Source organism: Leptothoe sp. LEGE 181152, from assembly GCF_032906605.1.
Lineage (GTDB): Bacteria > Cyanobacteriota > Cyanobacteriia > Phormidesmidales > Phormidesmidaceae > Leptothoe > Leptothoe turfae.
This window is the reverse complement of record NZ_JASATU010000019.1, coordinates 1-25,783: the sequence shown is the minus strand read 5'-3', so window position 1 is coordinate 25,783 and position 25,783 is coordinate 1. Positions and strand designations below refer to the sequence as shown.

The following is a 25,783-nucleotide window of genomic DNA, read 5'->3' as shown; positions in this document are numbered from 1 at the left end:
CACAAAGAATATCAAACGAACCAAATGCTGCGATAGTGACTATACGGGGACTGCATACAAATAAAGCCCCTGGTTGGGGCTTTAGATGGGTGGATAAAAAGCAATAACAGGCCTAATGCTTCGTTGAGAGGCCCCCAGCCATAGGAATTAAAATGAAGCGATTCATCAATCGCCGCACCGCCTGGGTATAGCCCTGTTCGAGTTCCATTGCGGGCATCCCATGATCATCCAACACAGTCTGAAGCCGATCATAGGCCTGGGGCAGCTGATTAAATGGAATCGATGGAAAGGCATGGTGTACAGCATGGTAGTTGAGACCTCCCACTAACCAACTAAACCAGTGGCTCGTCTGTAAATTTCGAGAAGAATATAGTTGCGTCAGTTGATGACCGCCCACTTGCTGCCATAAACCATAGTGTTCTAAATGTGCTCGTGTTTGGGCAATCACGCCAACAACTCGTTCTAGGCAAAGCCAAAATAACAAATAACGCCAAATACTCGTGTGGGAAAGAATAACAACCGCAATTAAACAAGCCTGAACAATTCCTATGCCCAAAAAATCAGCAAATAACTGAAATCTCAATCGGGGTAATAAATCCTGACATCTGCGGCCACCCATGAGGGTTTTAAGGATGATTCCTAAACCACCCAAAATCAGAATATCTATCAGCCACTGGTGGCGCATGTACCACTGTACGAAGGGCGATGCATCCTGATATTCCTGGGTAGTCCATTGAATGCGCTCTGGGTCGCGTAAATCTAGACCATTCCAACCGTGGTGTAACCGATGCAGCTCTGCATAAACACCGACGGGCCAGAGCATCGGCCAAGATATGATTCGTGCCAGCGTCTCTTCCACAACAGGCCAGCCTAGAAGTGTATGGTGAATCGCGTCATGGGTACAGATCAGCCAGAAGGCATAAAACACACCTGCGACAACAGTCCATCCCCAGAAACTGAGGCCAGCAGCATGGGTCCAGGCCAAGGTTATACAGCCTATTACAGCAACTCCCAATACACCAAAGCGTAAGCACCCTACCCAGAAATTGACGGCCTGCAAATCGGTAACGGCTGCTTGTAGAGCCTTGTTGGAAACTGTCGGTCGCAAACAGGCCTCTGTCATAGTGATATGTTTTTGATTGGGTAGACTCACCATTGTACCTAGCCCCATTACTATTGACGCTTGGCAACAACAAACCATGGGGCCATTGGCTTGAATGAATAGCCCATGGCGCTGATGGTTTTGCCTATCTTACTAATGTAACGGTAAAAAATGAAGAAATTATGAGGTTTAGTGGGAACACAAAGACCCTAAAAATTAGAGGGATGAGGTCTGAGATTTTGCCATAGTCCATACTTTGCTGCCATCTCAGGAGAAAGATCTGGAAGCTTTTGCAGCAAGCTATGCCAAGTTTGGTAATTATTTAAAGCGTCTACAACCACTGCCAACGGGGCTGGCAGAATCGCAGGAAAATCAGTCTCTTCTGTTAATCGCGGGCTAAAGGCGAGTTTTTCCTGAGGGGGCATAAACCTTGCATCTATCCCCCCACGGTTTCCCCTCGGGTCAATGCGATACCAGCCGATTTCAGGTAAATAAACGGCATTTAACCCGTGGAGACAATAGGGTGCACCCTGATCATTGACACTTAGGCGTTGATAACAAAAGCCAGTCGGAATGGCATTAGCCCGCAGCAGGGCAGCGAGCAGATGGCTTTTGGCATAACAATAACCCGTCCGATGCCGCAGCACATCGGACGCGCGACAGGTCACCGGGTTTAACTGATAGTCAAAACTGTGACGAATTTCATCCCGCACCCATTGAAAGCAGACCTGGGCAATTTCCGTCGGTTTTCCATGGCCTTTTGCGAGAAAAGCGGCCAGCTCCACAATGGACGGGTGTTGCCAATCAATAATGTTGGAGGTCTGCAAATAGGCGGTTATCGCTGGTTGATCACTCATCTCGACCTAGCCCTTAAAACAGTACATCTTAAGGATGGTAACGGAGATATTAGATAGCTTAAATCAGCCGCTTTGAACTCATCCATCAAATGAGTTAATGGGGTCTGCCCATGAACATGAGCTTGCCCTACAAAAAATTGGCGGAGCTGGTTAACTCACTAATCGCATGGCCTGAGGCGTGCCAAAGCTCGATTGAGAATTCATACCAAAGGCGCGTTGGATATTGTCCATGGTCATCACTGCATGGGGGCGATCGTTGGCCAGCAGTTGCCGATTGAGTAATAGCAATCGATCATAGCGATAAAGATCATCACCCCATTCATGGCTACATACCAGTATTGTTTTGCGTTGGGCACTGAGTTCGGCAAAAATATCGACCATCACGGCCTCAGTCTTCTTATCAATGCCAGTGAATGGTTCATCGAGCAAAAAGAGTTCTGCCTGCTGAGCTAAGGCACGGGCCAGAAATACACGCTGCTGCTGCCCGCCGGAAAGCTGACCAATGGGACGATCTTTGAGAGATAGCATATCTACACGATCAAGGGCTTCACTGGTCATCCGCTTAGCATCAACGCCAGGGCGACGACCCCATCCTAAGGCTCTAGTCTGGGCCATCATCACAACATTCCAGACAGTCACAGGATAGTCCCAATCAATTTGCGATCGCTGCGGTACATAGGCCACCCGTCGCCGCTGTCGTCGCAGAGGTCCACCACAAAATAGCACCCGTCCCTGGCAGGGGGTTAGCCCCAAAATGGCTTTGATTAGAGTGCTTTTACCTGCTCCATTGGGGCCAATTAACCCCACCAGCTCCCCCGGTTGCAAATGCAATGTAATTGCATCCAATGCCGAAACGCCCCGATAGTTAACGGACAGGTTTTCAACCTCTAGCATGGGTAGAAATGATAATCGTTATCGTATGGCAACCGCAACTATAGCAAATTTTTGAGGGCATGCCATGGTAGAGGTTGATTTATTCCTTTAGATATTGGTAGATATCGGGTAAATCAACTAGAAAATGCATAGGATGGCACCCCCAACGCATTGCCCAGTAAACCTAAACGGTAAAGGTTGGCCAACGGTTCCTGAAATGAATTAGCGTTAATTCCCAGAAAATAACGGCTGCGAACATTTGCCAATATCTCTAAGGGCAAATGCCCTGCCACGTTAGATAATTCTGGTTCCGGTGACCACAGGGGGCTGTGGCAGATAATCTCTTGAGCCGAAAAAATCAGGTCATCCAGGGTATTGATTTGCAAAATCGTCGTAATATCAGATGCCGTAGCTCCATAGCCGTAGGCAAAGGCAGCAGCCAGGGCGATGTTGAGGAAGCCATGCATTTCTACGGAATTGCCATCGGGTAGCAGTTGCCAGCTGCGTAAGGGCTGATGTAGACCACCAGTCGCCTTCAAGGGAATCTGCCCATTGGCACAGGTTACTAGTAAATGGGCTAATGTATCAATGCTGGGGCAATCGGCAGCAGTTGGCCCACCCATGCGCACCTTAATGGCCGCGCGGCTACCTTGCAATACTGCCAAATAGTCGGGTAGGGTCGCATCCAGGGGTACCTCAAAAAAGAGATCGCTGTGGGGTGGCAGATGGGGAAGCAGGGGTGCGATCGCATCTGCACCTGCCAGCTTAAATTCAAGGGCTGAAATCGTAAACCGGTTTTGTTTTTTTAGCCACGGCGCTAAATTCTCTAGTGCTTGCGCCGAAGGCTCTAAGATGACGCTCAGTGGCCAAAAGGCTGCTGCATATTGTTGCTCTAATTCATCTAAACAGTTTTCAAACTGAGATAATTGAGATAAACATAAGACAAATCGTCCCAGCATCCAACGATGGGAACTGTCACTATATCGCTCATAGGCAGTGATGGCTGCTGCCATACCTAGGCTCGTAGAAGAAAGCAACCCTGCATAGTCAATCAATGTTGAGAGCAGTAATCGAAGGGAAGGAGCAGTCATCTTAAATTAATGAACAACCAGAAAAATAAATTTAATGACTTGTAACAAGTTTTCAGAGGGCGATATTCAGAAAGAAGAATCTTGAACAAACTAGTTTCATTATAGTCTCTCCCATCAAGATGAGGTATCGATATGTGATTTGGACAAAAAATCATGAAGAGATTGCCATCAATGCCTGAAGCCACTGATGGCAATCCACTGTAATGTCGATACCAACTCAGCTTGAATTGTTGTTAGAGATAGTTTGTTATGGCCTCGTTCCCTATCAATTCTCAAGCCCTGAGATATTGATCATTGTCGATTCATTCCCTAAATCAGCCATGACAGAGAGGTGTTCTCTAGTCGAATCTTCCTACCATGGAGGCGGCGTAGAAACGGTCCAAAAAATCGGGTATCAATTTAAGGTGTTGTTTTGGCGCTTAGAAACCCAAAAACGGTGGGTCAATATTCCCTGGCTAGGGCTAAATAGCAATGTCAATAAAAAACAGCTAAATAGGGTCAATGTAATCGCTGGCCCCGACGGAATATCAAGGTAATAGCTCACATACATACCCACCAGGCTAGAAATCACACCCAGGCCTGAACCGACCATCATCATCCAGTGAAGTTCAGTCGTTAATAAAGAGGCGGCAGCCGCCGGGCTAATCATTAAGGCCATCACCAAAATAACTCCCACCGCCTTCATGCCAGCCACAATCGCCAGGGTAATCAGGGTCATCAATCCCACATTGATCCGGGTAACCGGCAGACCACTCGCCTCGGCCCCTAACGGATCAAAGGTAAAGAATAAGAGTTCTTTATAGAAAATTTTGACAGCAACTAGAATAATGACGGTAATCCAGCCAATCTGCCAGACATCACCCATTGAAATACTCAGAATATCGCCAAACAGAAGCCCTTCAAGGCCGATACGACTGCGTAGGATCGTCAGCAGGGTAATGCCCAACGCAAAAAAGCTGGAAAAGGTAATGGCCATGGCCGTATCTACCTTGACCTTGGATTGAGCCTGAATCCAGGTGGTCACAAACGTACTGATAATGCCAGAGATAAAGGCTCCCAGCAGAAGGGGGATGGTCAGGAAATTTGCGATCGCAAGGCCTGGCAGTACCGCATGGGCAACCACATCCCCCAACAAGGCCATCCGCTGCACAATTAAATAGGTACCGACGACTGGGCAAAGAATTCCGATGAGCACACCAGCCAGTAGTGCCTGACGCATAAAATCATAATTCAGCGGATCAAATAGCCAATCCATAATGGACCTCAAAACTGCACCATATCAACCACACTAATCCCTTATTCGTGACTATAATGTCTGTGAAGCTGCCCTGACCTATATCAAAGGGATATACAGCAAACCCTGTAAACATTAAGCAACCAAAATCAAGCAACCAAATTTGGGTTTTTTAAGGGACATCTACCACTACAGTGCCCAACAGTGCCCACGTCCTTAGAAAGGTCCGCCATGACACCTCAAATTTGAGGATTCTATCGAGCAAATCCCAACGGTTAGTCGGTTTCATAGACTGGTTCCTACTCTAAATCAGCAACAGCAAAATTTATCTGTGGAGACGTCTATTTTCTCTACTGATATGCATTAAGAACACCAGGATCTAGTAGATAGCCTGGCAATTTTGTCTACAAAAATCCTACTCTTCTGCAACGCAAGCCTGTTCACAATCGTCTAGGACTTAGCCATTGTATGTTTTTTTATATACTTGTCGCCATCTTGTCAGGGCTTGAGACCTCAGCCTATCCCCACATCAGTCACCCTACAGAAATTGTCAGTTCCGTCACAATCGCTGACAATAGCACCGCCAGATCATCCACCACTATTGACATCACTAACCTTCCTCCGGAAGTTTTTGAAGCCAATCCAGGGCTTGATAATGCTGTTGCTAATGACGGTCGAGATGACTCCACAACAATTCAGGCAGCCATTAACTGGCTTACGGCAGAAAGTAGAGCCGATACCACGGCCACACTTTACATTCCTGAAGGTGTTTTTGACCTGGCCAAAACCCTTAACGTCAACAGGGCCAATATCGTATTTAAGGGGGCCGGTCGTGGACGCACAGTTTTACAAAATAGAAGCTCATTTAAGGTGGGTACCCAAGGACTACCCGATGGCGAAACAGTTTTTGATTCCATTGATCAAAATTCCTATTTGTTTAGTCTCAAGAAAACCGCTAATAATGTCTCCTTTACAAATATGACCTTAACCGGGCCAGAGATTCATGGTGCAATTTTTAGTGGGCGTAATCAAGGCCTGGTGCTCAAGAACCTGGAGTTCAAAGACTTTTTGTGGAGTTCCGTTAGACTGTTTCAGGTGAAGAATGCAACCATTCATGACAATATATTTATTGATGCGGGTGGCCAAGGGCATGGGGACAGTGGCATCACCAGCGGCTCGATTTTTGCAACGTATCTCAAAGACTCCGAAATTTACAACAATGACATTTCTAAAAGTGGCCAGCGCAACATCAATGTATATGGCATCAAAGGCCGACAGTTTAGAAATGTAAGAATCTCCAACAACAGCATCAAAACAGACTTTTCCATTGAGCTGCCATTTGAAAACGATCGTTTTGTTGAAATTGATCACAATTATCTCAGTGGCACCATTTCAATCCCAAAGTTTGGCGGGGGCAACATCCCTGAGGATGGCTTCACATTTCACATTCACCATAACTACTTCACTAGCTCCTATTCCTTAGAATGGGCTCGCAATGGTGCTGAGATCAACAATAATGTTTTTGTTTTTGACACTGGCAAAGATCATGGCAATTTAATTTCAAACTTTGGTGAAGAACCCGCCAACGGTCCCACAAAATTCCATAACAATCTGATTGTGAACCCGGGTAGGGGGGTGGTTTGGCATAAAGGCATCTATAACAACTTTTCGTTTTACAATAACGAGGTGATCGCCAATCAAACTGAAACCCCCAGAAAAGCGGGCTTATTTGGTTTCCATAAAAAGACAGACTTCAGCACCATTGAGATTAAAGACAACCTCATTCGGGTCAACGGCATCTCGCGTCCGCTCATGCGTAACCAAGACAGTTATCGTGCTGTCATTGAGAACAATAAACTGATCAATATTGCCGATGTGAATGATTTTAATAACCCTGAGACAGGGTCACCCCAAGGTCTGCTCGAACCCTTGAACTTCAGGGTAGGCGTCAATGGGGAGTTCACAGTGAATGGAACGGAGTTGAGTGCTACCCACAGTGAGACAACCACGGCCATGTCTCAGGACGACCCTGGGATGCCAGGATCCCCCAGAGGGAGGCAATGGTCCCCCAGGCAGTTCGTTGCATCGTGGCTGAAGTGGGTGGGTGCCATGGTCACAGGCTAGGTCACGCTTTGCGGCCTAGCTATCCACTACATTTAACCGGATGTTTGCCGTTAGGGTGCTCTGACCCAAATAGCCGGACTGTAGTCTGCCGGTGATGGGAGCGGCCTGGGTCGGTTCCACTGCGGCTGCTAGGGCAATATGACCATCGGCAACGGCCAAACCCAGGGTCGGGTCAAAGCCCCGCCAGCCACCGCCGGGTATGTACACCTCAGGCCAAGCGTGTAACTCATGGGTCGTTTGGTCAGCATCGCCCCGTTGATAACCGCTGACAAATCTTGCCGCCAGCCCCACCGCTCGACAGGCAGCCATAAAGAGCACGGCAAAATCGCGGCAAGACCCTCGCTGTTTGGCCAGCACCACACCCGCTGGCCAGGGTGGGCCATGGTGGCGGGTTTCATAGGTACAGGTTTGGTAAATGGTTTGGGTAAGACCGGTCAAAAATAGGCCCACATTGCCGTCCACCTGATGCAGCTGTTGTTGAGCCCAGTCAATCACAGCTGGGCTATGGGTACAGGGGGATGTCAGATAAGGGGCAACTAGACGCTGCACAGACTGGGGATAATCTAGGGGAGCCGTCATTGCCCAGTCTGGAGAAAGATAGTCAAAGGGATTAGACCGCAGGGTTTCTACATCACATTGACTGGTGATGGTCAAGGTGGCGATAGGGGTATCGACAAACTGTACCTGGCGACAAACATTGCCCTCTAAATCAAGCCAGTCAGTAGATTTGTCAGGTGTAGGGGCAACCTTACAGGTGAATTGATGCAGACGTTGACTACCGTCTACCCGTGGTTGCAGCCGCAATAGATGCAGTCCTAGCTGTACAGGTTCAACATAGTGATATTGAGTTTGATGGACAATGCGATAGCGCACAGCGGGTTTTAGGGTGAGCGTTGGTTAAGGGCTAATGGGTTTTTAACCAGGGTTATCAACACACCATTGTAGGGGCCTTACATATAACGTCCCTACAATGGTCTATCCCCATTAAGCCAAGACCGAGACCCCAAAAAAATTTTCGGTAATGGCACTACCCACATGGTTCAGGTCATCCTGGAGATGATCCAAAAATTCGTGGAGCCCGGTTTGGAAAATCTCATCTAGGGTGATGTATTCGAGGTGCGATCGCAACTTGCCCAAACGCCGCTCACTACTGAGCCGCCAGGTACCTATGGGTGAGCCTGAGATTTTATTCAAAGACTGCTCAGCCTGTAAAATGCAACAGCGAATAGACCGGGGAAATTCGGGATGCAGCACCAAAAAGTCCACAACGCCTCTGGGATTAATGAGATGCTGACACTTGCGGTACATCTCGTAGGCACTGGCGGAGCGCAATAGGGCAATCCACTGGAGGTTATCTAAAGAGCTACCCACCGCCGCTATCGATGGCAGCAGAATAAAATACTTCACATCTAAGATCCGGGCTGTTTTATCCGCTCGTTCTAAAAAGCGCCCCAATCGGCCAAAGTGCCAGCCCTCATTGTGGGACATGGTGGCATCCATCACCCCAGCAAAGAGGTGACTGGCAAGTTTCACCTCAGGGTAAAACGCATAGAGTTCAGCCACTTCATCGGACTTAGCCGCAGCTTCCACCATCAGGTAAAACTCATTTAGCTGTTCCCACATTTCCGATGAAATAATCTCTCGCACCGAACGGGCATTCTCCCTGGCCGATTTCACGCAGGCACGAATGGAATTAGGATAGTCCGCATCAAAGGTGAGAAACCTCAGCACATTTTCAGCCGTCGCTGCACCATAGCGCTCTTTAAAGATCTCCTGATCGCCCGTGGTTACCACCAGTGGCTCCCACTGTTGTAGCGTACCCATGGGGGTATCAAGCAACAGATTCAAGTTAACATCCACAAAACGGGACACATTTTCCGCCCGTTCCACATAGCGGTTAATCCAATAGATGGAATCAGCAACGCGACTTAGCATAGTTGTTTTTAAGAAAAGTGTAGGGTGGGCACAACCCACCAAAAGGGGAAAAAATAGACCTACTTAATTCGCCGCTGCCACCACCCACGTATCCTTACTCCCTCCCCCCTGGGATGAATTCACCACCAGCGACCCTTTCTTCAAAGCCACCCGCGTTAACCCCCCTGGATTCACATAGATATCTTCTCCGTTCAAAATAAACGGGCGCAAATCCACATGGCAGCCTTGAAACTGACTGTTAACCAAAGCCGGTACCCGGGAGAGGCAAAGGGTGGGCTGGGCAATATACCCCCGAGGATTCGCCTTAATCTGGTCAGCAAAGGCATCACGCTCTGGATCGGTGGCATGGGGGCCCACTAACATGCCGTAACCTCCCGAGGCATTGGTGGCTTTGACCACCAGCTGATCCAGATGGTGGAGTACATAGTCCTGCTGCTGGGAATTTTCGCAGAGATAAGTAGGAACATTGGGGATGATCTGCGCCTCATCGAGGTAATAACGCACCATGGCGGGCACGTAACTGTAGATCATCTTGTCATCGGCAACACCGGTACCTGGAGCATTGGCGATCGCAACCCGCCCCTGACGATACACGTCCATGAGCCCTGGCACCCCCAAGAGAGAATCAGGATGGAAGGTCAGAGGATCTAAGAATTCATCATCAATGCGGCGGTAAATCACATCTACCCGCTGCAACCCTTTAGTGGTCTTCATTTGCAAATAGCCGTCTGCCACAACTAAATCTCGACCTTCCACCAGTTCAATGCCCATCTGTTGAGCCAAAAATGAATGCTCAAAATAAGCAGAATTATAGATACCGGGAGACAACAGAACCACTCGCGGCTCGGGCATTCCGTCGGGTGCCAGGTGCAATAGGGAGGCGAGTAGCTGACTGGGATAATCGTCCACTGGGTTAATATTGAGGGCCTCAAACAGGGCTGGAAATGCCCCTTTCATCACCCGTCGATTTTCTAAAACGTAGGAGACGCCAGAGGGACAGCGGAGATTATCTTCAAGGACATACCAGTTACCGTTGCGATCGCGAACTAAATCAGTCCCAGTGATGTGACACCAGATCCCTTTCGGCGGCTTTAAACCCAAGCAAGGCTTCAAAAAACCCGTTGCAGACTCAATCACCTCCCTGGGAATAACACCGTCCTTGATAATGTTTTGACCATTATAAATGTCGTCCAAGAAACAATTTAACGCTTTAATACGCTGTTTTAAGCCTGTTTCCAGCCACTGCCACTCATTGCGAGGCACTACGCGAGGCACTACATCAAATGGAAAAATTCGCTCTGTTCCTTGATTATCGTTATAAACGTTAAACGTTACGCCCAGCTTAAACAACATATTCTGAGCCATCTGTTGGCGCAGCATCAGCTCATCAATGGAAATGTCACTGATACGCTTCACCAATAGTGCCGCCTCGGGTCGAGGCACCCCTCGTCTGACAAATAGCTCGTCGTAAAAATCTCCGGGATCGTAGGAATTAAACACAATCAGCATTCTCAAAGCGCATATTCCACTGATTAGCGGCTATCGGTATCGCAAATTGTAAAAGTCCATACATCTGGCGAAAATTTAATACCAGGTTAAGCCATTAATGGGTAAAACAGCGTTCAGTTATCACCATTACGTCTTTCCATGAAGAACAATAACGCTCAAAACTTTGAACACCATTGTAAATTGTTATGGTAATCATCGAGAGAGTGCCACAGTCATCCAAGCTCAACCCCCAGAGAGCATTTGAGAACAGAGGCAAACAGCCTGCCACAAACACCTCCTGGAAATTGAAAGAATCCAGGCTGACAGAGGATGTAGCATACGAGACTATCCTTTTATACACATTCTGTAAAAACAGTTGTTCAATCCCCGTTTAAACAGAAAGGCTGTGGCTATAAAAGACCTGGAAAAATCTTCTTCAGCTTAAGGCGTGACCACAACTAGAGCAAAAATTATCCTCAGGGGCAACTTTGGCACCACACTGGCTACAAAACTGTCGAGTAGCCGCAGGTTGAGGCGCTTGATTAGCCGCATTCATCTTTAATTCCATATTCCCCATATGCATTTCCATCGGGGTCATCGTCATTTGCATCGTCCCCATGGTCATCGGTGGCATCGGCGGCATAGATGAGGTGGGCATAGCAACCGTTTGTCGCATCGACAACTGCTGTGCACCGACCATAGATACCTCACTACCTGCCAGGGTAATGCTATTACCCTGGATATACACACAGGTTTCACCCTGGGCAGTCAACAACTTAACGATAGCCCCAGCGGTATTTTGATATCCCTCTGGCGGTGCAATCCAAGGCCCCGTAGTCATGCTGCTACTAGCCTGTTGCTGTTGTCCTGGCATTCCCATAGTCGTGGTGACAGTCGTTTGATCTCCCTGATTATCTAAATAAACATGGTGACCAGGGTTGAGTTCACATACGTAGGCCATGATGATCTGATTAGGTAGGGCTATCATTAAATGATGCCTTCCCAGCCGGGAACATGAATAAACATCAGAAAATCTTAATCCTGAGCTATACTCAGCTGTTGACCGCTATTAAATTATGAAAGACTTACGAAAGTTGCGCACTAAAGTACAAACGATATAGCTCACAGCTAGGTATTACCTGGTTACCCTGTAGCTGTATGAGTCCCATACTATCTAACTCATAGGCCAACATCGGATCAACCTTGGTACTCTGCTCCGCAGTCATGACGTCTTTGAGAGCAGCGATTAACTCAGGACGCAACTGCAAAGCCACTAAGTAACCACGCAAATGATCTTGGTAAATGCTGGCCAGGGTCGGTGCATCGCGTAACAATTGCCTTACAGTAACAGCGCCCTGACAAAGGTTATAAAACGCCAGCTGCACGAGATAGGGGTGGCCACCTGTCATCGCTAACAATGAGGAAAGCCAAGTTATATCGGCATTACCTTCCGAGTCATGTAGTTTATAGCGACCTGCCAACTGCTGCATCTGATTCAAGCTAAAATAGGGCAACTTGATTGGCAAGCCGACGTTGCATAAAGATTGGCCGATATCGAGAAAACTGTGAAACTCTGAGCAATAAGTTACCACTAGTCGGAGATTTTGCATTGAAACAATGCGCTTCGCCCGTTCGTGCCATGATCTCAAGACTGAGAAAAAACAACGAGCCATGTCAATATGCTGCAAGAGCAGATCTGCATCATCCACAAATAATACCAGTGGTTTTTTAAGCTGCCTAAGGATATATTGCTCAATATACAGGGTAGAACTTAAACGAGCACCCATTTCTGCATCCCAATAATCATCAAGTTTGGGCTCTAGATCTAGCTGATAGCTGATGTTGGCACAGAACCAACGTAGAAATTTAGTCTGGTCCTCTTTGAGACGACCATCAATCTCTTGACAGTCCAAGTAAACAGTCCGATAGTTTTGAACGGCTGCATGCGATAGCATTCTGAGCAGCAATGAACTTTTACCCATTCTCCTAGGAGCTTTAATGCGCACCATTCCTCCTGGCTCACTTATCTCTTGACAAGCCATGTCTTCAATCGTTGGATGACTAATATATAGCGCTGAACCAACGGGAATAGAACCAGCAGGAAACTTACTTTTGAAGCATAACTCTGTTAAATAGACTTGCCTGCCAAGGAGAGATTGACTGTCCTCAAGAAACTGTTTTTGGTGAGGGGCTAAGGATTGTGGTTCAAGGATCGGACGCAGTGTAACTTTACTAATGGGAGTTTCAAAGGTATCCGACAACAAATGCCATAGCTCAAACGCCACTTTTTTTAGATAAGCCGCATCGTAATGCAATTCCTCTGCCATACTGGCATAGGTTTCTCCTTCCCAAGACTGGCGTAAAATCAGTTCCTGCACGGGAAGCAACTGCTTTTGCCCTGTTGCATTAAGCACATGAACTATCTCATCAGGGGTCATAGGGCTCCTAGAGATATGGGTAAGCCATAGGGCATATACGCACTATCATATATCGCTTATGTGGATAACTTTTGTGTACTAAATTAATTTTATTAGAGTTTTTCAAGAAAGTAACCTTTTGGGTGTTGACAAGAATCAGACTTAGTGAATGCATGCCCCTCAGGCACCCTGACGTGCCTGAGGGTAGAATAAGATTTCAGATTTTATTAAAAAATGTCACAAACCGCACTGAGCCATCATCATAGTTGTTGGTTTTTGTATTGAATCTTATTTTTAAAAAAAAATACGTTTGCGCTATCTAATGGAATAAGTAACCCTTCAAGAGGAATACAAGTAACTTTTGTCAGATGGAAAAATCTCTTAGTTTATATACACTGAGTTGAGACAAGAGTACGGTGACAGTGCGATTGCTGAGCAATTACTATACACAATCAGTCAATGTGAGAGCTCTCTCGCAGTTGAGTAAGTACGATGTGCTCATGATTTCATTCAGTCTCTGTAGTTCTGCAACCTAAAAACGGTTGGAGTATCAGTATGTTTAAGGAATATTGAAGTGAAAATCAAAGAAGAGCCTGCATATTAATCTCCTAAGACTTTCCATGGGAAGAGAGTAATTCGCTTGATCTCATTTAATCTAACCCTTTGAATATCTTAGGCAGTTGTTAAAAACCCAGTTATTGGGCAATAGTGCTTATGATTTTAAGCAATTAGGCGTATTGTGCTCTACCACCAACAATACGGACATACTAAAAAAGCCTTCCCCCAGACGGGGGAAGGCTTTTTGCGAAGATTGCAATACATACTACATGCCTCGATAAAGCGTCAGCTTAATTATTTATTTAAATTTAATAACAACTTAAATTCAATATTGTTTTTTGTTAGCGTCTCATATATATACTGTTGCTGTGGTGAGTGAGATTATTGCGCATATTATGGCAATAACCCACATTTTCTTATAAAAAACTTCAATTTAACCTAAAACGGTAATAATAAAAAATGATTTTTCCCTGTCAGCTTCACCATAGTCGGAAAGGATTTTTCTTTCTAGAAAGTACCTTACAATATTTATCTACGTACGTTCATTCAATTTTCAATTCATTTCCTAATACACAGATGTTTGTTCCATACAGCTGTGGTCCAAGGGTAATCGGTAGCTAACCTAAAGCTGCTTAGTCCCGCAACTAGATTTCTGTTGCAGGAAATCTAAGAATTTTAGTTCTAAAACTTCCTGGTTTTTACCTGCACACGTTTGGATTTGGGTGATGAACTACTCCTCAGTACCTTTTAATATTGCTGCATTAATTAATGTAGCTTCTGCTATTCCGACTGCTTTTAATCAAGCCTTCCAAATTTGTACATACAAGATAGGCGATGAATTCTTTGCCTATGGGGAAGGTCCTCAAGGTTCTCCGTTATCCCATGAAGAGGGTGCAGGGCTTTATATCATCTGTGATGGTCGTGCTCGTATTGTTAGTGATGCAGAGGTGATGGGTGGCACCCCTGTGCAATCTCTAAAGCGCGGTGATACATTTGGGGTGGAGCCAATATTAAACGATCACAAGCTCACATATCGGGTCGTAGCCGCTGAAAATGTTGAAATTGCTTGGATGTCGTTAACCACTTTCCAACGTTGGATTAACCAGCTACCAGATTTAAAGACATATCTACTTTCCCAAGCCCAACACCGCGAAAAGCTAATCTTCTTCAAGACGATGACCTCTTTCCAAGGGCTCAGTAGTTATGAGCTAGATCCGTTTGTCGGTGCCTGTCAACAGCAACAGGTCCCCTGTCAACAGCGATTAGTTGAATTAGGCAATGACTCTCATTTTTGGTTGAGATCAGGCCATATTCAATCATCTCGCCATGGACATAATCCATTGTTGCCGGGAGATAGTTGGGGGTATCCCCAACCGATTCCGACTGATTGGGTTGCCCGAGAAGCGTTGTCAATCTATAGCCTCCCCAAAAAACAATGGGCTCGATTCCCGTTTTTACACCCCGTAGAATCTACGTTATCCAATGGATTCAAAACAAATACGGTAGAAACACCATCATTTAAGAACAGGATATCTCTTGAAAATGTGTTGAATTCCACATCCACATTAAATTCAGTTACGCCTCCTGCCCATAGAATGGGCTTGCCTGAGAACATTTCTGAGCAAGGTCTAGTGGAGTTTCCTCAACCCCGTTATCGAGGACGCCCCCCCTGGCAAGGTTTTCCTTTTATTGAGCAGCAAAGTACAGCAGATTGTGGTGTGGCTTGCCTGGCTATGGTAGCCCAGTACTGGGGTAAACAGATCAGTCTTAATGTTCTACGAGAACTGGCAGGGACTAGTCGAGAAGGGACGTCCTTAAAAGGGCTAGTCAGAGCTGCTGAAAAAGTAGGCTTTGAGACTAGGCCAGTTCGGGCGAGTTTAGATCGTCTGCATGAAAAACAACACCCATTTGTAGCCCATTGGCAAGGAGACCACTATGTTGTGGTCTATCGAATTCAGTCTAAACGTATTTTAATTGCAGACCCAGCCAAAGGTCGTAAATGGATACAGCAGAAAGAGTTTTTAGAAGGATGGACTGGCTATGCTCTGCTCCTGGACCCCACTGACCGGCTACAAGCGTTGACTGCTGAGGGTCAGCAATCGATGGGTAATCTGATCAGATTACTATGGCCCTACCGCACTCTCATTAGCCAAATCATTCTCACTTCATTGCTAATTCAGATGGTTGGTTTGGTAACTCCCCTGTTTACTCAGGTGATTCTAGATCGTGTGGTAGTACAGCGTAGTATCGTTACACTCAATGTGTTTGCTATGGGTCTATTGCTCTTTGGTCTGTGGCAAATTGGGTTAACGGCTGTACGTCAATACCTCCTAGATTACTTTTCAAATCGTTTAGATCTTTCATTAATCAGTGGTTTTGTACAGCACACATTAAAACTACCCTTAAAGTTTTTTGATTTTCGCCATGTGGGGGACATCACAACACGAGTTGAAGAAGGACAGAAGATTCAGCTGTTTCTCACACGGCAGCTGGTTATTGTTTGGCTAGATGTCGTGATGATGGTTGTCTATATTGCCTTAATGGCCTATTACAACTGGCATTTAACGTTATTGGTTTTAGCATTTATTCCATGCATTGCCCTACTAGCTATTGGAGCGACACCATTACTGCGACGGGTATCACGCAAGATCTTTAATGCTGATGCTAAGGAAAATTCGACTTTAGTAGAAATGATGGCAGGTATTGGCACCATTAAAGCTGTCTCTGTGGAACAAGAAGCTCGCTGGCGTTGGGAAAATGACTTAATTCAGCTACTCAATGCTCGATTCCATGGTCAAAAACTGGCCAATGCATTGCAAGCATCGAGTGGCGTTATTCACTCATTAGGGAGTACGGCTTTAATCTGGTACGGGGCCTATCTGGTGATCCAGGATCAGCTAACCATTGGGCAGTTTTTTGCCTTTAACATGCTGATTGGCAGTGTCATCGGCCCCGTACTGGCTCTCGTAGGGCTCTGGGACGAATTCCAAGAGGTGACAATTTCCATAGAACGGCTCAATGATATTTTTTCTGCTAAACCTGAAGAAGCCACCCAACGTTCTATGTTGGAGTTGCCATCTATTCAAGGTCACATTAAGTTCGACAATGTAACGTTTCGCTATGCAGAGGATGACGAGCGTAACATTCTACAGAATATTTCTTTTGATGTCCCTGTTGGAGAAACCGTTGCCATTGTAGGACGTAGCGGCTCAGGTAAATCAACACTCATTAGCTTACTACAGGGGCTGTATCATGCGAGTAGTGGCCGTATTCTGGTTGATGGCCATGAAATTCGTCATATTGCTCCCCATTCATTGCGATCGCAACTCGGGGTTGTCCCTCAAGAATGCTTCCTATTTTCTGGGACTATTCTAGACAACATCACCCTACATCGCCCCAACTATACCATTGACGATGTTGTTGAAGTCGCTAAGCTTGCCGAAGCCCACAGCTTTATTCAAGCATTACCCTTGGGATATAACACCAAGGTAGGAGAAAGAGGGGCCACACTTTCTGGAGGGCAGCGACAGCGCATAGCCATTGCACGAGCTTTGCTAGGACAGCCACGTGTCTTGATTTTAGATGAAGCAACCAGCTCACTAGATACCGAATCCGAGCGACGTTTTCAACACAACCTAGCCCAGCTAAGTCGTAACCGCACCACCTTTATCATCGCTCACCGACTATCGACCGTACGCCAGGTCGATCGCATTCTTGTTCTAGATCAAGGAATCCTTGTGGAACAGGGCAGCCATGACCAGCTGATTGCGGAACGGGGCTTGTACTACTATCTAGCCCAGCAACAGCTAATGCTCTGAGTCGCCAGCCCAGTAATGAGCATCAGTTACTAAGCGTTATTCTTTCTTTTTTATCAAGAGACGGGTCGCTATGGTCACGACCCTATCCAAAGCCCCCTTTTTTGGAGTGCAGACCCATGACAAACTTATCTAGCATTACCGACACTGCGCCCACATCCACATCATCGCCTGATTCAGCCATCACAGCCTGGTCACCCGCGGTGCAATCCACCCTGGACCGCCCACCATCGCAGCTGCCCTACCGTCTGCTGACAGGTGGTATTACCTTTTGCATTGCATTTGGCATTTGGGCCTATGTGGGAAAAATTGAGGAAGTGAGTTCTGCCCGCGGACAGTTGATCCCCCAGGGAGAAGTCTATAAAGTGATGCCTGTTAAACAGGGTAAAGTGTTAGACATTTTAGTCAAAGAAGGTGAGCCAGTGCAGGCTGGCCAAGCCATACTTAAGCTAGATGATCAGCTTGACCGCAATGAAATCGAACGACTGGAACAAGCCCTAGAAGCTGCCCAAGACAAACTTAGCCAAACCCAAGCCTTGGTGGCAAAAACCCGTTTAGAGATTCAAACCCGACAAGCAGGTGTCCAGGCCAATAGCCTGACCTATACAGTAGCTATTGAGCAGGCTAAATCCAAAGCCACGACGACACAAGCACTAACAACACAAATTCAGACAGAAATTACGGCCCATCAAGAGCGTATTCAGCGGCTGCATTCTCTACAAGAGCATGGAGCAATCTCCCAGGAATATTTCTTTAATGCTGAGCAATCTCTTCTATCACGACAGCAAGCCATGACCCAATACGAGGGTGATTTGCAAGGACAGCTGTCAGAAATCAAACGTTTAAAGGCAGAACAAAAACACCAACAGGCAGACGGTAAACGTCATGTATTAGAAGTTCAGCAGCGCCTGCAACAGCTAGAAGTAGAAACAACTCAGCTGAGAGCTAACATTCTTGAAATCAAAACTCAACTGCGGGGAGCCTACGCGAAATTAGGCCATAGAACTCTGGAAGCACCGGTGGATGGTGTCGTTCTTAACGTCAAAATTGCAAACCCTGATGAGGTTGTAGATGCAGGCCAACCGATCGCAGAAATCGCGCCAAAGGAAGCTCCATTGATATTATTTGCTAAGCTAGCTAATCGAGATGCTGGCTTTGTACAAGCTGGCATGACTGCGCGGATCAAATTTGATGCCTATCCTTTTCAAGACTATGGCGTAGTCGATGGAACCGTGGTGACCGTTGCCCCTGATGCCGTCAAGGATGAGAAATTAGGAGAGGTCTATGAAGTTGAGATAGCTCTCTTGAGCCATTATATGGAAACTGAAAAAGGACCTAAAAACTTCAAGCCTGGGCAAACGGCCACCGTTGATATTAGTCTGCGTCGACGTCGAGTCATCAACATTTTGATCGATCCTTTCAAACAGTTAAACAAGGGTGGAATCAATTTATAGGCTCTAGATTGTAGATGTAATGAAGATTTTCATCAAGGCATTTTAGACGCTTGACAGCTCCTTAAGCTCACTAATGTGAGCATGTCCGTGAAACAAATACTCAGTTCACAATAGAGATTCAATCATTTAACAACAGATAGAGGATATCAAAAATGGATAAACAGTCAGATGATGTCATGACAGCCATTTTGGATGGTAAATACTCATGGGCCTGTGTATTATGGCTACGGGGCAAGGGATATAATCCCAAAGAATACATTCCCTGTCGTACCTACAATCGCTTACTCAAACAGCAGCAAATCGCCTGCAAACAGAATAATAATTCAGCAGGTAGCCAACATCAAAACTCTACCCATGGGACAGGCTCACACATTACAGACCTATCTTATTTAAAGGACAGTCATCAGAACGACCGGTCTGTCCGAGGTGGGTTTAGAAACGTTTGCTCACGGTTCAAACTGAATTCTTCCAAACCACTATCTCTCCATTAGAATTCATTGATAAGGGGCTAATAAGCAACACTTACTCCAAAATAATTGAGCGTATAAACAGGCAACGATTAATCTGGTTGATTTTCATCAAAAATAGGTCAAACCCTTTATTCAAAGGCTTTTTGAAAGCTCAGCTGAATAAAGGGTTTATTGCTTTTTGTAACAATTGTTACCGTTGGCCAAAATGGCCTGACATCTACCTAAAACCAGGCTATTCTCAAGAAAACTTAGAATTCACGGCCCCATGATTAAATGGATGATCGGTCATCACCATTAACCATAGATGTGGGCTGAGCATTCTAAATAGGGAAAACTCATCAGTTCTACACTTCTCAACGAGAGAAACCATTAAGCTGACTATATACTGGAAGACTCTGACATATGACAGATTTTTCTAAGGCTGATTTCACCTCAGAAGAGATTGTTAGTTACCTTAAACAAACAACTCAACTTAAAGGTATCTACCAAAAACTCCTGAGTCAAAAAGTAATCCAGCATGGGGCTCGCATTAGAAATATAACAGTTACCCCTTCAGATGTTGAAGCTGAAGCGGAGCGTCTTCGCCGTGAGTATCACCTAGAAAAAGCGACTGACACCTTTATTTGGCTAGCTGACCACTTAATGGGCGTTGATGATTGGGAAGCAGGCATATATTCAAACCTTTTAGAAAAAAAGCTAAAGGAAAGTTTATTTGCCTCAGATGTTGAGAAGTATTTTTCACAAAAGCGACTTCAGTTTGATCAAGTTTTGCTCTACCAGCTGCAAGTCAAAGAATCCCACATTGCCACAGAAATACGGTATCAGATTCTGGAAAAGGAAATCACATTCTATGCTGCGGCCCATGTATATGATATCAATTTAGACCGTCAGTTGCGATGTGGCTATGAGGGTAAGCTGTGCCGATGGCAATTGGAGCCCCATGTGGCCGCTGCTATTTTTGGCTCCCCCCCAGATAGCGTTATTGGCCCAATTGAAACAGACTCTGGCTATAGTCTGTTTATGGTTAAAGCCTTTATTGCAGCTCAGTTAACACAGGAGATTCGACAAGAGATTATTCAGGAGCTTTTTGATGAATGGTTGGCACAAGAGATTAACCATTTAGTTTATAGTGACTTGGATTCAAATCTATTGGATCCAGCCTTCACATAACCATGTGTCGAGACGATTGATTTAATAAGTACCCATGTAATTAGGAGAATTGGACCATGAAACGACAAAATTTTGTAAAAAAGCGTATTATTACTGCTAACGGGCAGGTGGTTGCAGAGGCAAGTAGCACTGTTATTATTTCGGATAATTCGACCCCAGAGAAGACAAGTTATCAGCAATGGGTAGACGTAGACATATCTCCCAACCAGTCAAGTAGCTGTGCCAGTAGCCATTCTAGCGTGACGGAATAGCCTGGAAATGACTACTCACACCCTGGAGGGAATCAATGAATAAAGCAGAGTTTGATGAAGTGATCGAGGCCATTCTTGATGGCAAATATTCTTGGGCTTGCGTTTTATTTCTTTATGGTGAAGGCCATAATCCACTTCAATATATGCCCTATCGAACCTATCATCGCTTAATGAAAGCAAATCGACATCAAGAGAGAGCGTTGCAAGAATCACTAACTATGCCTCAATGCTCTACAGGGCATCAAAACACTGGGCAAAAAATTACTGACCTCAAATACCTAAAGACCGTTGATACGTCTCAAATCAATATTAGAGGTGGCTGGAAACAATGGTTAAGCCAAACCGTTTCGCCCACATTGAAATGGAGTAACTAAAGTATCAACTCACCGGGTATCAACTCCATCACAGGTCCAGGCATCAGAACCTTACTGATGCCTGGCTTCTGGCTACATACATCTGAGGCTTCATCAATTAACCAATACTTCCCGACTTTAAGTTGATGCTCAACTCACCAGTTAGGATCAGCTGTGTAAGGACAATTATTGACTATTGTTTGACACAGCTGACTTTAATAGTGACATTATCTCGTTCCTGTAATGCGGTACGCAATGCGTGTTTAGCATCTGTCAGCGATGAATTCATGCTAATGGCTATGCGATAGGAGTCAATGGCAGCCTGTAGATCACCCAATTCCTTTTGCGAATTGCCCAAGGTGTAAGCCCTATCAGCATACCTTAATTGCTCAGATTGAGAGAGTTTGCCTTGATGATAAAGTATAGTCGCTATGCCTATATCTGCAGTTGGATCAGCAGGGTTAAGATTTAGTGCTTTTTGATAACAAGCAATGGCTTCATCCCAGGATTCCTCACCTTTTAACTGCAGCATTAGAGCCAGATGAGAGTAGGCATCCAACAGCTCGGGTTGCATCAGCGTGGCTTGTCGATAGTATGAAATCGCAACCTCCAACTCTTGCTGTTTCTGATATTTGTTGCCTAGCTCATAGTTAGCCAACGCATATTGATTATTTTCTGACGGTGGTAACTGCTTCTGGTCATATAGTATATTGGCAACAGCAACCTCAGCTTCCCGATAGGCGGGTTTCAGCTGCCACGCCCTTTGATAGCAAGCAAGAATATTATCGTTGTCTACGTCACCCTGGATCTGAAGGGTGAGTCCCAAATAATAAGAGGCTTCTGCCAAATCAGGCTGCATGGCAATGGCTTGTTGATAGTATGCGATCGCAACACTCAAATCACCTACCTGACGTCGCTGGTCTCCTAAATCCATATTGAGGTTTGCATAGTGCGAATATTTTTCAGAGGACAATTTACCTTGCTCATACAGGGCATTCGCCCAAATCACATCAGCCTCGACACATTCAGGCTGTAGGTCTTTAGCTTGTTGATAACAATCAATAGCGCCATCCCAGTCACCTTGCTGCTGTAATAAGTAGCCAAGATTATGGAAAATTGCTGCCGTAATCACAGGTACCGTAGGTAAATCAAGCGCTCGCCGAAAGGTCTGGTCAGCCCTATGTAAATGCCCCTGGGTTTGATAGAGCGTCCCCAAACTAAACCATGCCTTGAGATTGTCAGGTTGAAGCTCTAACAACTTTTTAAAAGATATTTCAGCCCCTTGCCAATCTCCAGTACGCTGACAAATAACGCCTAATCCATAGAGAGCCTCAGCATGCTCCGGCTGTGTATGCAAAATTTGACGATAACACTGCCCAGCCTCAGATAAACGGCCCGCCTGGTGATAAATTGAGGCAATTTCCAGGGCTTGAGGCAATGTCCTTATATCAAGCTGAGGCGATCGCTGTGACTCACCTCGACGTTGTAACGTTAAGATTTTAATATGCTGAGGCTGAGCACCCAACGAAAATTTATAGGCCTCATTTCCCATCAAAAAATCATACACCTCAAATTGGTTTTGAATAGCAAACTGAATACTCAATGCATGCAAAATTAAACCTGACGAGAGATTTTTAACCGCCTCATCACGTCCCCCCAACCAAAAAAGCATCGACTTCTTCTGCCAATCTATCAAATTGGCAATGGCACCCAGGGGTTGATCGTTTCGCCATAAAACTGGCAAATAAAGACAATGATATTCAAAACAACGTCGTAAACTCAAATCAGCATTTTCTAAAATGTTGCGACAGTGCTCATTGCCTTTTCGACCCGACCAGCTTTTTTCCCAAAAATTCAATAGAACTTTAATATGCCGATCCAGTGTTTCAGCTGTCGGTTGCGTTACCCTGAACTCACCATTTTGACTAACTTTTCTTAAAAGGCGTTTGACTTTTTGACGTGTATTCGAGCTTAATTTCTCTTGAAGATAGATATCCCAATCCTGAGGCAACAGAATATGGGGAACAATATTGTTATCTATAGAGTCAACATCACTCGTGTGATGAAGTTCCTGAACAAGATAGTTTTCTTTAGGGAAATCTTCTAATAATAACTTTGATCGAGTATCTGCTGTTGAAAGATTAGCAATGGTTAGAGTTGACCATGCTGTGAAATGCTGTAGCAAATAATTAGCAAAAGCAGAAGCCACATCTTTTTCATAGTTTGGAAGACAGATAAAAGGAATATGCATCGCATCTGTCACACCAATAATTGATAGTTCGTTATATAGCTGACCTGGTAGTTTTTCATCAGTATTAATAACGAGGGGGAAGAAAGCTACATAATTTTGATTGGGTTCAGTTTCCTTTGCAGCTAAAATCATCCAAGGTTGTTCATATGCTTCATGGCAATTAAGTCGACCATTTAGCCAAACCCAAGAAATAAAAAAAAGAGATTTAGGATCAGATTGGTATACCCATTCCCACTCTTCTTTTATTTCCTTAAATTGATCAAGCGTATCAACAACGTCAATTCTCATAGCTATATTGAACTTGTCGGCTATTGGCTGTATACAGTTGGTAGGCCTTGAAGCTTACTTAACGATATCAGGTCAAAAAAGAACCACTGCATTCATCTGAAATAATCATCATCTGAATTACAGTGATTCTTTTAGGGGACTGAGTAGAGCTCTGACATCTAAGCTGATTTGGGCAGCACGGAGGTCTTGTTCAACCTATCTAAATAGTTAAATTGACCTATTCTATGCAACTCCTGAGAAAATTAGAGCGTTGTTGAATCTCGACATGAAACAATCCGTTAAATCTCAACTGTTAGCAAGTTTTACGAACGATTCACTCTCTAAATCAACAACGCTAGAATCGGATGCCAAATGCAAATTAAAGTAGAGGTGCTGATTACTGATTAGTCAACACTAACTTTAGTAATTGCAGTGGCTTTTGCATTCCCTTTGAATGCATAGGCACTAGCTTTTGAAGACGCATTCACCTTTACAACATCGATTTTAATTTTGACGCCACGACGACGGCGACGGCGATGAGAACCACCAACGATATCGGAAGATACTGTTGTTTCAAGATAGCTCAAATCAGAAATATACATTATCTTTCTCTCCAAGTTTTGTAGTATGCTCACCAACCAAGTTTCTGATTGGTGAGCATACTATATCTACCTGTTCTAAGAGAATGTTGCCAACTTGGCAGGAGTTTTTTTATACGTTGCCGTTACTAATCTTTGGTATAGCTCTTCACCTGTAAAATCTAGGCTATTAGCCCGTTTTATAGAGCACTTCATCTTCTAAATCAGTAAGGTTTTGATTCCCAGCTTCTGACGTCTAAGTACTATCCTTAGAAAAAGGTCTCGTTTTAAGTTGATATTCTCTTTATAGCTTTGTTACCCATAAAAATAAGAGTCAGTTACTTGACTGACTCTTAAACTCACTAGCCATGTTCAGACGAACAATACTAGATTTAATATTGTGACACAAGGACAATGGCTTCTGTTCAACCTTAGAAATCAGCTTACAGCTGAACAGAAGCAGAGGCGCGTGCCCGACCACCCACTGCAGTGGCACTGGCTAAAGCACTCCCCCTCAGGGCTCTGGCAAAAGCACTAACACGGCGAGTACCATGGGGGCCAACATAGGTTGTAAAATCGACGTCGAAATCAGCATCAAACTCGGCATCTAAAGCAACGTCGACACCCCGAGAGCTGCGACGAGAACCACCATGAATATAAAGCTGATTTGATATATCCTTGAAAAAATCAAGGTCTGAAATTATCAACTGACTCATTTTTTTCTCCTTATCGGACGATAAGTTGTTACAACGATGAGAAATGAACCTCGACAGACAGATAGTACAAACAGTGAAACGATCTTGCTATTTCCCCACTCGTTGTGAGAATACAACCGCAATGGGGCATCTGTAAGTTAAGGCTCACCAAAAGAACAATATGGTGCCTGATCTTTTGGTGAGCCTTAAAGGTTCCCATCCTTGCAAATACTAGGATTGCTGAATGGTAAAGCTGATCAAATTAGAAATAGATCAAAGATCCACTCCAATAGAATCTGCTAAACTTAACGACGACGACGACGTCTGCCATTGCTAGCATACGATGTGGAGCTAGCGTAAGAACTGGAGCCAATACCAGCCGCCGCATTAGTTTCTACATAAGCATCGGTTCTAGTGTATTTACCCAGTGCATCTGCAGCCGCATCAGCTGTAGCTTTAGCAGATCCACCGCGATGACGACGGCGACGACGACCACCTAAGATATTTGTTGTTTCAGAAACAGTACCTAGATAGCTTAGATCGTTGATATTCATGAGTATGGCTCTCCAAAGAAGATGTCTAAAGCAACCTTTTGTTGCTGTTGTAGATACAATATTGTTTTTTTTGAGAAAGATGTGGCCATTTTGGCAGATTCTTGGAAAAATATCGTATTTAGGGTTTGCTGAAAAACTCAATAAAAACCTCAAGGATTATCCGGCAGCCCAGACGTGGTCAGTATTGCCTTGCTGATGATCGAGGGTTTTCAGCCAATCATCGCTTAACGTTGCTGTAAAGGGGCG

General features: G+C 45.1%; 21 protein-coding genes. 7 read left to right on the top strand and 14 right to left on the bottom strand.

The window, feature by feature from the left end; all coding sequences use genetic code 11:
* Nucleotides 1-112 precede the first annotated feature (112 nt).
* The 5 genes from QGP82_RS12515 to QGP82_RS12495 form a co-directional block, all read right to left on the bottom strand.
* Complete coding sequence (locus tag QGP82_RS12515; RefSeq protein WP_250564938.1) at nt 113-1,123, bottom strand: fatty acid desaturase family protein; 1,011 nt, start codon at nt 1,121-1,123, stop codon at nt 113-115.
* A gap of 188 nt (nt 1,124-1,311) precedes the next feature.
* Nucleotides 1,312-1,959, bottom strand: coding sequence for a transglutaminase-like domain-containing protein (locus QGP82_RS12510; protein WP_163664462.1), 648 nt, complete (start codon nt 1,957-1,959; stop codon nt 1,312-1,314).
* A 150-nt stretch (nt 1,960-2,109) separates the two neighbouring features.
* Nucleotides 2,110-2,853 (bottom strand): metal ABC transporter ATP-binding protein, encoded by a 744-nt coding sequence (locus QGP82_RS12505; protein WP_163664464.1) that lies wholly within the window; start codon nt 2,851-2,853, stop codon nt 2,110-2,112.
* Between the two features lie 113 nt (nt 2,854-2,966).
* On the bottom strand, nt 2,967-3,923 hold the full coding sequence (locus QGP82_RS12500; RefSeq protein WP_163664466.1) for an alpha-tubulin N-acetyltransferase: 957 nt from the start codon (nt 3,921-3,923) through the stop codon (nt 2,967-2,969).
* Between the two features lie 394 nt (nt 3,924-4,317).
* Nucleotides 4,318-5,178, bottom strand: a complete 861-nt coding sequence (locus QGP82_RS12495; RefSeq protein ID WP_250564939.1) for a metal ABC transporter permease — start codon at nt 5,176-5,178, stop codon at nt 4,318-4,320.
* Between the two features lie 447 nt (nt 5,179-5,625).
* On the opposite strand from QGP82_RS12495, the gene QGP82_RS12490 reads away from it, so the two are divergent.
* Nucleotides 5,626-7,281, top strand: coding sequence for a right-handed parallel beta-helix repeat-containing protein (locus QGP82_RS12490; protein ID WP_499059399.1), 1,656 nt, complete (start codon nt 5,626-5,628; stop codon nt 7,279-7,281).
* Nucleotides 7,282-7,296: 15 nt separating this feature from the next.
* Here the strand turns inward: QGP82_RS12490 and QGP82_RS12485 are convergent, their stop codons facing one another.
* The 5 genes from QGP82_RS12485 to QGP82_RS12465 all read right to left on the bottom strand — a co-directional run bounded on the left by QGP82_RS12485 (nt 7,297) and on the right by QGP82_RS12465 (nt 13,142).
* Nucleotides 7,297-8,154, bottom strand: a complete 858-nt coding sequence (locus QGP82_RS12485) for a transglutaminase domain-containing protein (RefSeq protein WP_163664470.1) — start codon at nt 8,152-8,154, stop codon at nt 7,297-7,299.
* A 111-nt stretch (nt 8,155-8,265) separates the two neighbouring features.
* A complete protein-coding gene (locus QGP82_RS12480) occupies nt 8,266-9,216 on the bottom strand; it encodes an alpha-E domain-containing protein (protein ID WP_163664472.1) in 951 nt (316 codons plus the stop codon).
* A 63-nt stretch (nt 9,217-9,279) separates the two neighbouring features.
* The gene (locus QGP82_RS12475) at nt 9,280-10,725 is read right to left on the bottom strand and encodes a circularly permuted type 2 ATP-grasp protein (protein ID WP_250564940.1); all 1,446 of its coding nucleotides are present in this window, start codon (nt 10,723-10,725) and stop codon (nt 9,280-9,282) included.
* Between the two features lie 415 nt (nt 10,726-11,140).
* Nucleotides 11,141-11,665, bottom strand: a complete 525-nt coding sequence (locus QGP82_RS12470) for a zinc ribbon domain-containing protein (RefSeq protein ID WP_163664474.1) — start codon at nt 11,663-11,665, stop codon at nt 11,141-11,143.
* A gap of 124 nt (nt 11,666-11,789) precedes the next feature.
* Nucleotides 11,790-13,142 carry an AAA-like domain-containing protein gene (locus QGP82_RS12465; RefSeq protein ID WP_499059396.1) on the bottom strand — a complete coding sequence of 451 codons (1,353 nt, stop codon included), beginning with the start codon at nt 13,140-13,142 and terminating at the stop codon, nt 11,790-11,792.
* Between the two features lie 1,262 nt (nt 13,143-14,404).
* On the opposite strand from QGP82_RS12465, the gene QGP82_RS12460 reads away from it, so the two are divergent.
* The 6 genes from QGP82_RS12460 (at nt 14,405) to QGP82_RS12435 (ending at nt 21,213) form a co-directional block, all read left to right on the top strand.
* Complete coding sequence (locus tag QGP82_RS12460; protein ID WP_499059394.1) at nt 14,405-17,497, top strand: peptidase domain-containing ABC transporter; 3,093 nt, start codon at nt 14,405-14,407, stop codon at nt 17,495-17,497.
* Nucleotides 17,498-17,613: 116 nt separating this feature from the next.
* Complete coding sequence (locus tag QGP82_RS12455) at nt 17,614-18,948, top strand: beta-barrel domain-containing protein (RefSeq protein WP_499059392.1); 1,335 nt, start codon at nt 17,614-17,616, stop codon at nt 18,946-18,948.
* Nucleotides 18,949-19,100: 152 nt separating this feature from the next.
* On the top strand, nt 19,101-19,439 hold the full coding sequence (locus tag QGP82_RS12450) for a HetP family heterocyst commitment protein (protein ID WP_499059390.1): 339 nt from the start codon (nt 19,101-19,103) through the stop codon (nt 19,437-19,439).
* Nucleotides 19,440-19,820: 381 nt separating this feature from the next.
* Nucleotides 19,821-20,588, top strand: a complete 768-nt coding sequence (locus tag QGP82_RS12445) for a peptidylprolyl isomerase (protein WP_499059388.1) — start codon at nt 19,821-19,823, stop codon at nt 20,586-20,588.
* Between the two features lie 56 nt (nt 20,589-20,644).
* The gene (locus QGP82_RS12440; RefSeq protein WP_163664486.1) at nt 20,645-20,839 is read left to right on the top strand and encodes a hypothetical protein; all 195 of its coding nucleotides are present in this window, start codon (nt 20,645-20,647) and stop codon (nt 20,837-20,839) included.
* Nucleotides 20,840-20,874: 35 nt separating this feature from the next.
* Complete coding sequence (locus QGP82_RS12435) at nt 20,875-21,213, top strand: HetP family heterocyst commitment protein (protein WP_163664487.1); 339 nt, start codon at nt 20,875-20,877, stop codon at nt 21,211-21,213.
* A gap of 172 nt (nt 21,214-21,385) precedes the next feature.
* Here QGP82_RS12435 and QGP82_RS12430 read toward each other — a convergent pair whose 3' ends face one another.
* From QGP82_RS12430 to QGP82_RS12415, 4 genes are all read right to left on the bottom strand, one after another.
* Nucleotides 21,386-23,731: a GNAT family N-acetyltransferase gene (locus QGP82_RS12430; RefSeq protein ID WP_499059385.1), complete on the bottom strand. Its 2,346-nt coding sequence runs from the start codon at nt 23,729-23,731 to the stop codon at nt 21,386-21,388.
* Nucleotides 23,732-24,114: 383 nt separating this feature from the next.
* Entirely contained in the window at nt 24,115-24,312 is a 198-nt protein-coding gene (locus QGP82_RS12425) for a hypothetical protein (protein WP_163664491.1), read from the bottom strand.
* A gap of 419 nt (nt 24,313-24,731) precedes the next feature.
* Nucleotides 24,732-25,004, bottom strand: coding sequence for a hypothetical protein (locus QGP82_RS12420; RefSeq protein ID WP_163664493.1), 273 nt, complete (start codon nt 25,002-25,004; stop codon nt 24,732-24,734).
* Between the two features lie 284 nt (nt 25,005-25,288).
* Entirely contained in the window at nt 25,289-25,537 is a 249-nt protein-coding gene (locus QGP82_RS12415) for a hypothetical protein (protein ID WP_499059383.1), read from the bottom strand.
* Between the last annotated feature and the right edge of the window lie 246 nt (nt 25,538-25,783).

Bases quoted from the DNA above. Each gene is read 5' to 3' on its own strand.
- QGP82_RS12515 (WP_250564938.1), bottom strand. From the start codon at position 1,123: ATGACAGAGGCCTGTTTGCGACCGACAGTTTCCAACAAGGCTCTACAA.
- QGP82_RS12510 (WP_163664462.1), bottom strand. From the start codon at position 1,959: ATGAGTGATCAACCAGCGATAACCGCCTATTTGCAGACCTCCAACATT.
- QGP82_RS12505 (WP_163664464.1), bottom strand. From the start codon at position 2,853: ATGCTAGAGGTTGAAAACCTGTCCGTTAACTATCGGGGCGTTTCGGCA.
- QGP82_RS12500 (WP_163664466.1), bottom strand. From the start codon at position 3,923: ATGACTGCTCCTTCCCTTCGATTACTGCTCTCAACATTGATTGACTAT.
- QGP82_RS12495 (WP_250564939.1), bottom strand. From the start codon at position 5,178: ATGGATTGGCTATTTGATCCGCTGAATTATGATTTTATGCGTCAGGCA.
- QGP82_RS12490 (WP_499059399.1), top strand. From the start codon at position 5,626: ATGTTTTTTTATATACTTGTCGCCATCTTGTCAGGGCTTGAGACCTCA.
- QGP82_RS12480 (WP_163664472.1), bottom strand. From the start codon at position 9,216: ATGCTAAGTCGCGTTGCTGATTCCATCTATTGGATTAACCGCTATGTG.
- QGP82_RS12475 (WP_250564940.1), bottom strand. From the start codon at position 10,725: ATGCTGATTGTGTTTAATTCCTACGATCCCGGAGATTTTTACGACGAG.
- QGP82_RS12470 (WP_163664474.1), bottom strand. From the start codon at position 11,665: ATGGCCTACGTATGTGAACTCAACCCTGGTCACCATGTTTATTTAGAT.
- QGP82_RS12465 (WP_499059396.1), bottom strand. From the start codon at position 13,142: ATGACCCCTGATGAGATAGTTCATGTGCTTAATGCAACAGGGCAAAAG.
- QGP82_RS12460 (WP_499059394.1), top strand. From the start codon at position 14,405: ATGAACTACTCCTCAGTACCTTTTAATATTGCTGCATTAATTAATGTA.
- QGP82_RS12455 (WP_499059392.1), top strand. From the start codon at position 17,614: ATGACAAACTTATCTAGCATTACCGACACTGCGCCCACATCCACATCA.
- QGP82_RS12450 (WP_499059390.1), top strand. From the start codon at position 19,101: ATGGATAAACAGTCAGATGATGTCATGACAGCCATTTTGGATGGTAAA.
- QGP82_RS12445 (WP_499059388.1), top strand. From the start codon at position 19,821: ATGACAGATTTTTCTAAGGCTGATTTCACCTCAGAAGAGATTGTTAGT.
- QGP82_RS12440 (WP_163664486.1), top strand. From the start codon at position 20,645: ATGAAACGACAAAATTTTGTAAAAAAGCGTATTATTACTGCTAACGGG.
- QGP82_RS12435 (WP_163664487.1), top strand. From the start codon at position 20,875: ATGAATAAAGCAGAGTTTGATGAAGTGATCGAGGCCATTCTTGATGGC.
- QGP82_RS12430 (WP_499059385.1), bottom strand. From the start codon at position 23,731: ATGAGAATTGACGTTGTTGATACGCTTGATCAATTTAAGGAAATAAAA.
- QGP82_RS12425 (WP_163664491.1), bottom strand. From the start codon at position 24,312: ATGTATATTTCTGATTTGAGCTATCTTGAAACAACAGTATCTTCCGAT.
- QGP82_RS12420 (WP_163664493.1), bottom strand. From the start codon at position 25,004: ATGAGTCAGTTGATAATTTCAGACCTTGATTTTTTCAAGGATATATCA.
- QGP82_RS12415 (WP_499059383.1), bottom strand. From the start codon at position 25,537: ATGAATATCAACGATCTAAGCTATCTAGGTACTGTTTCTGAAACAACA.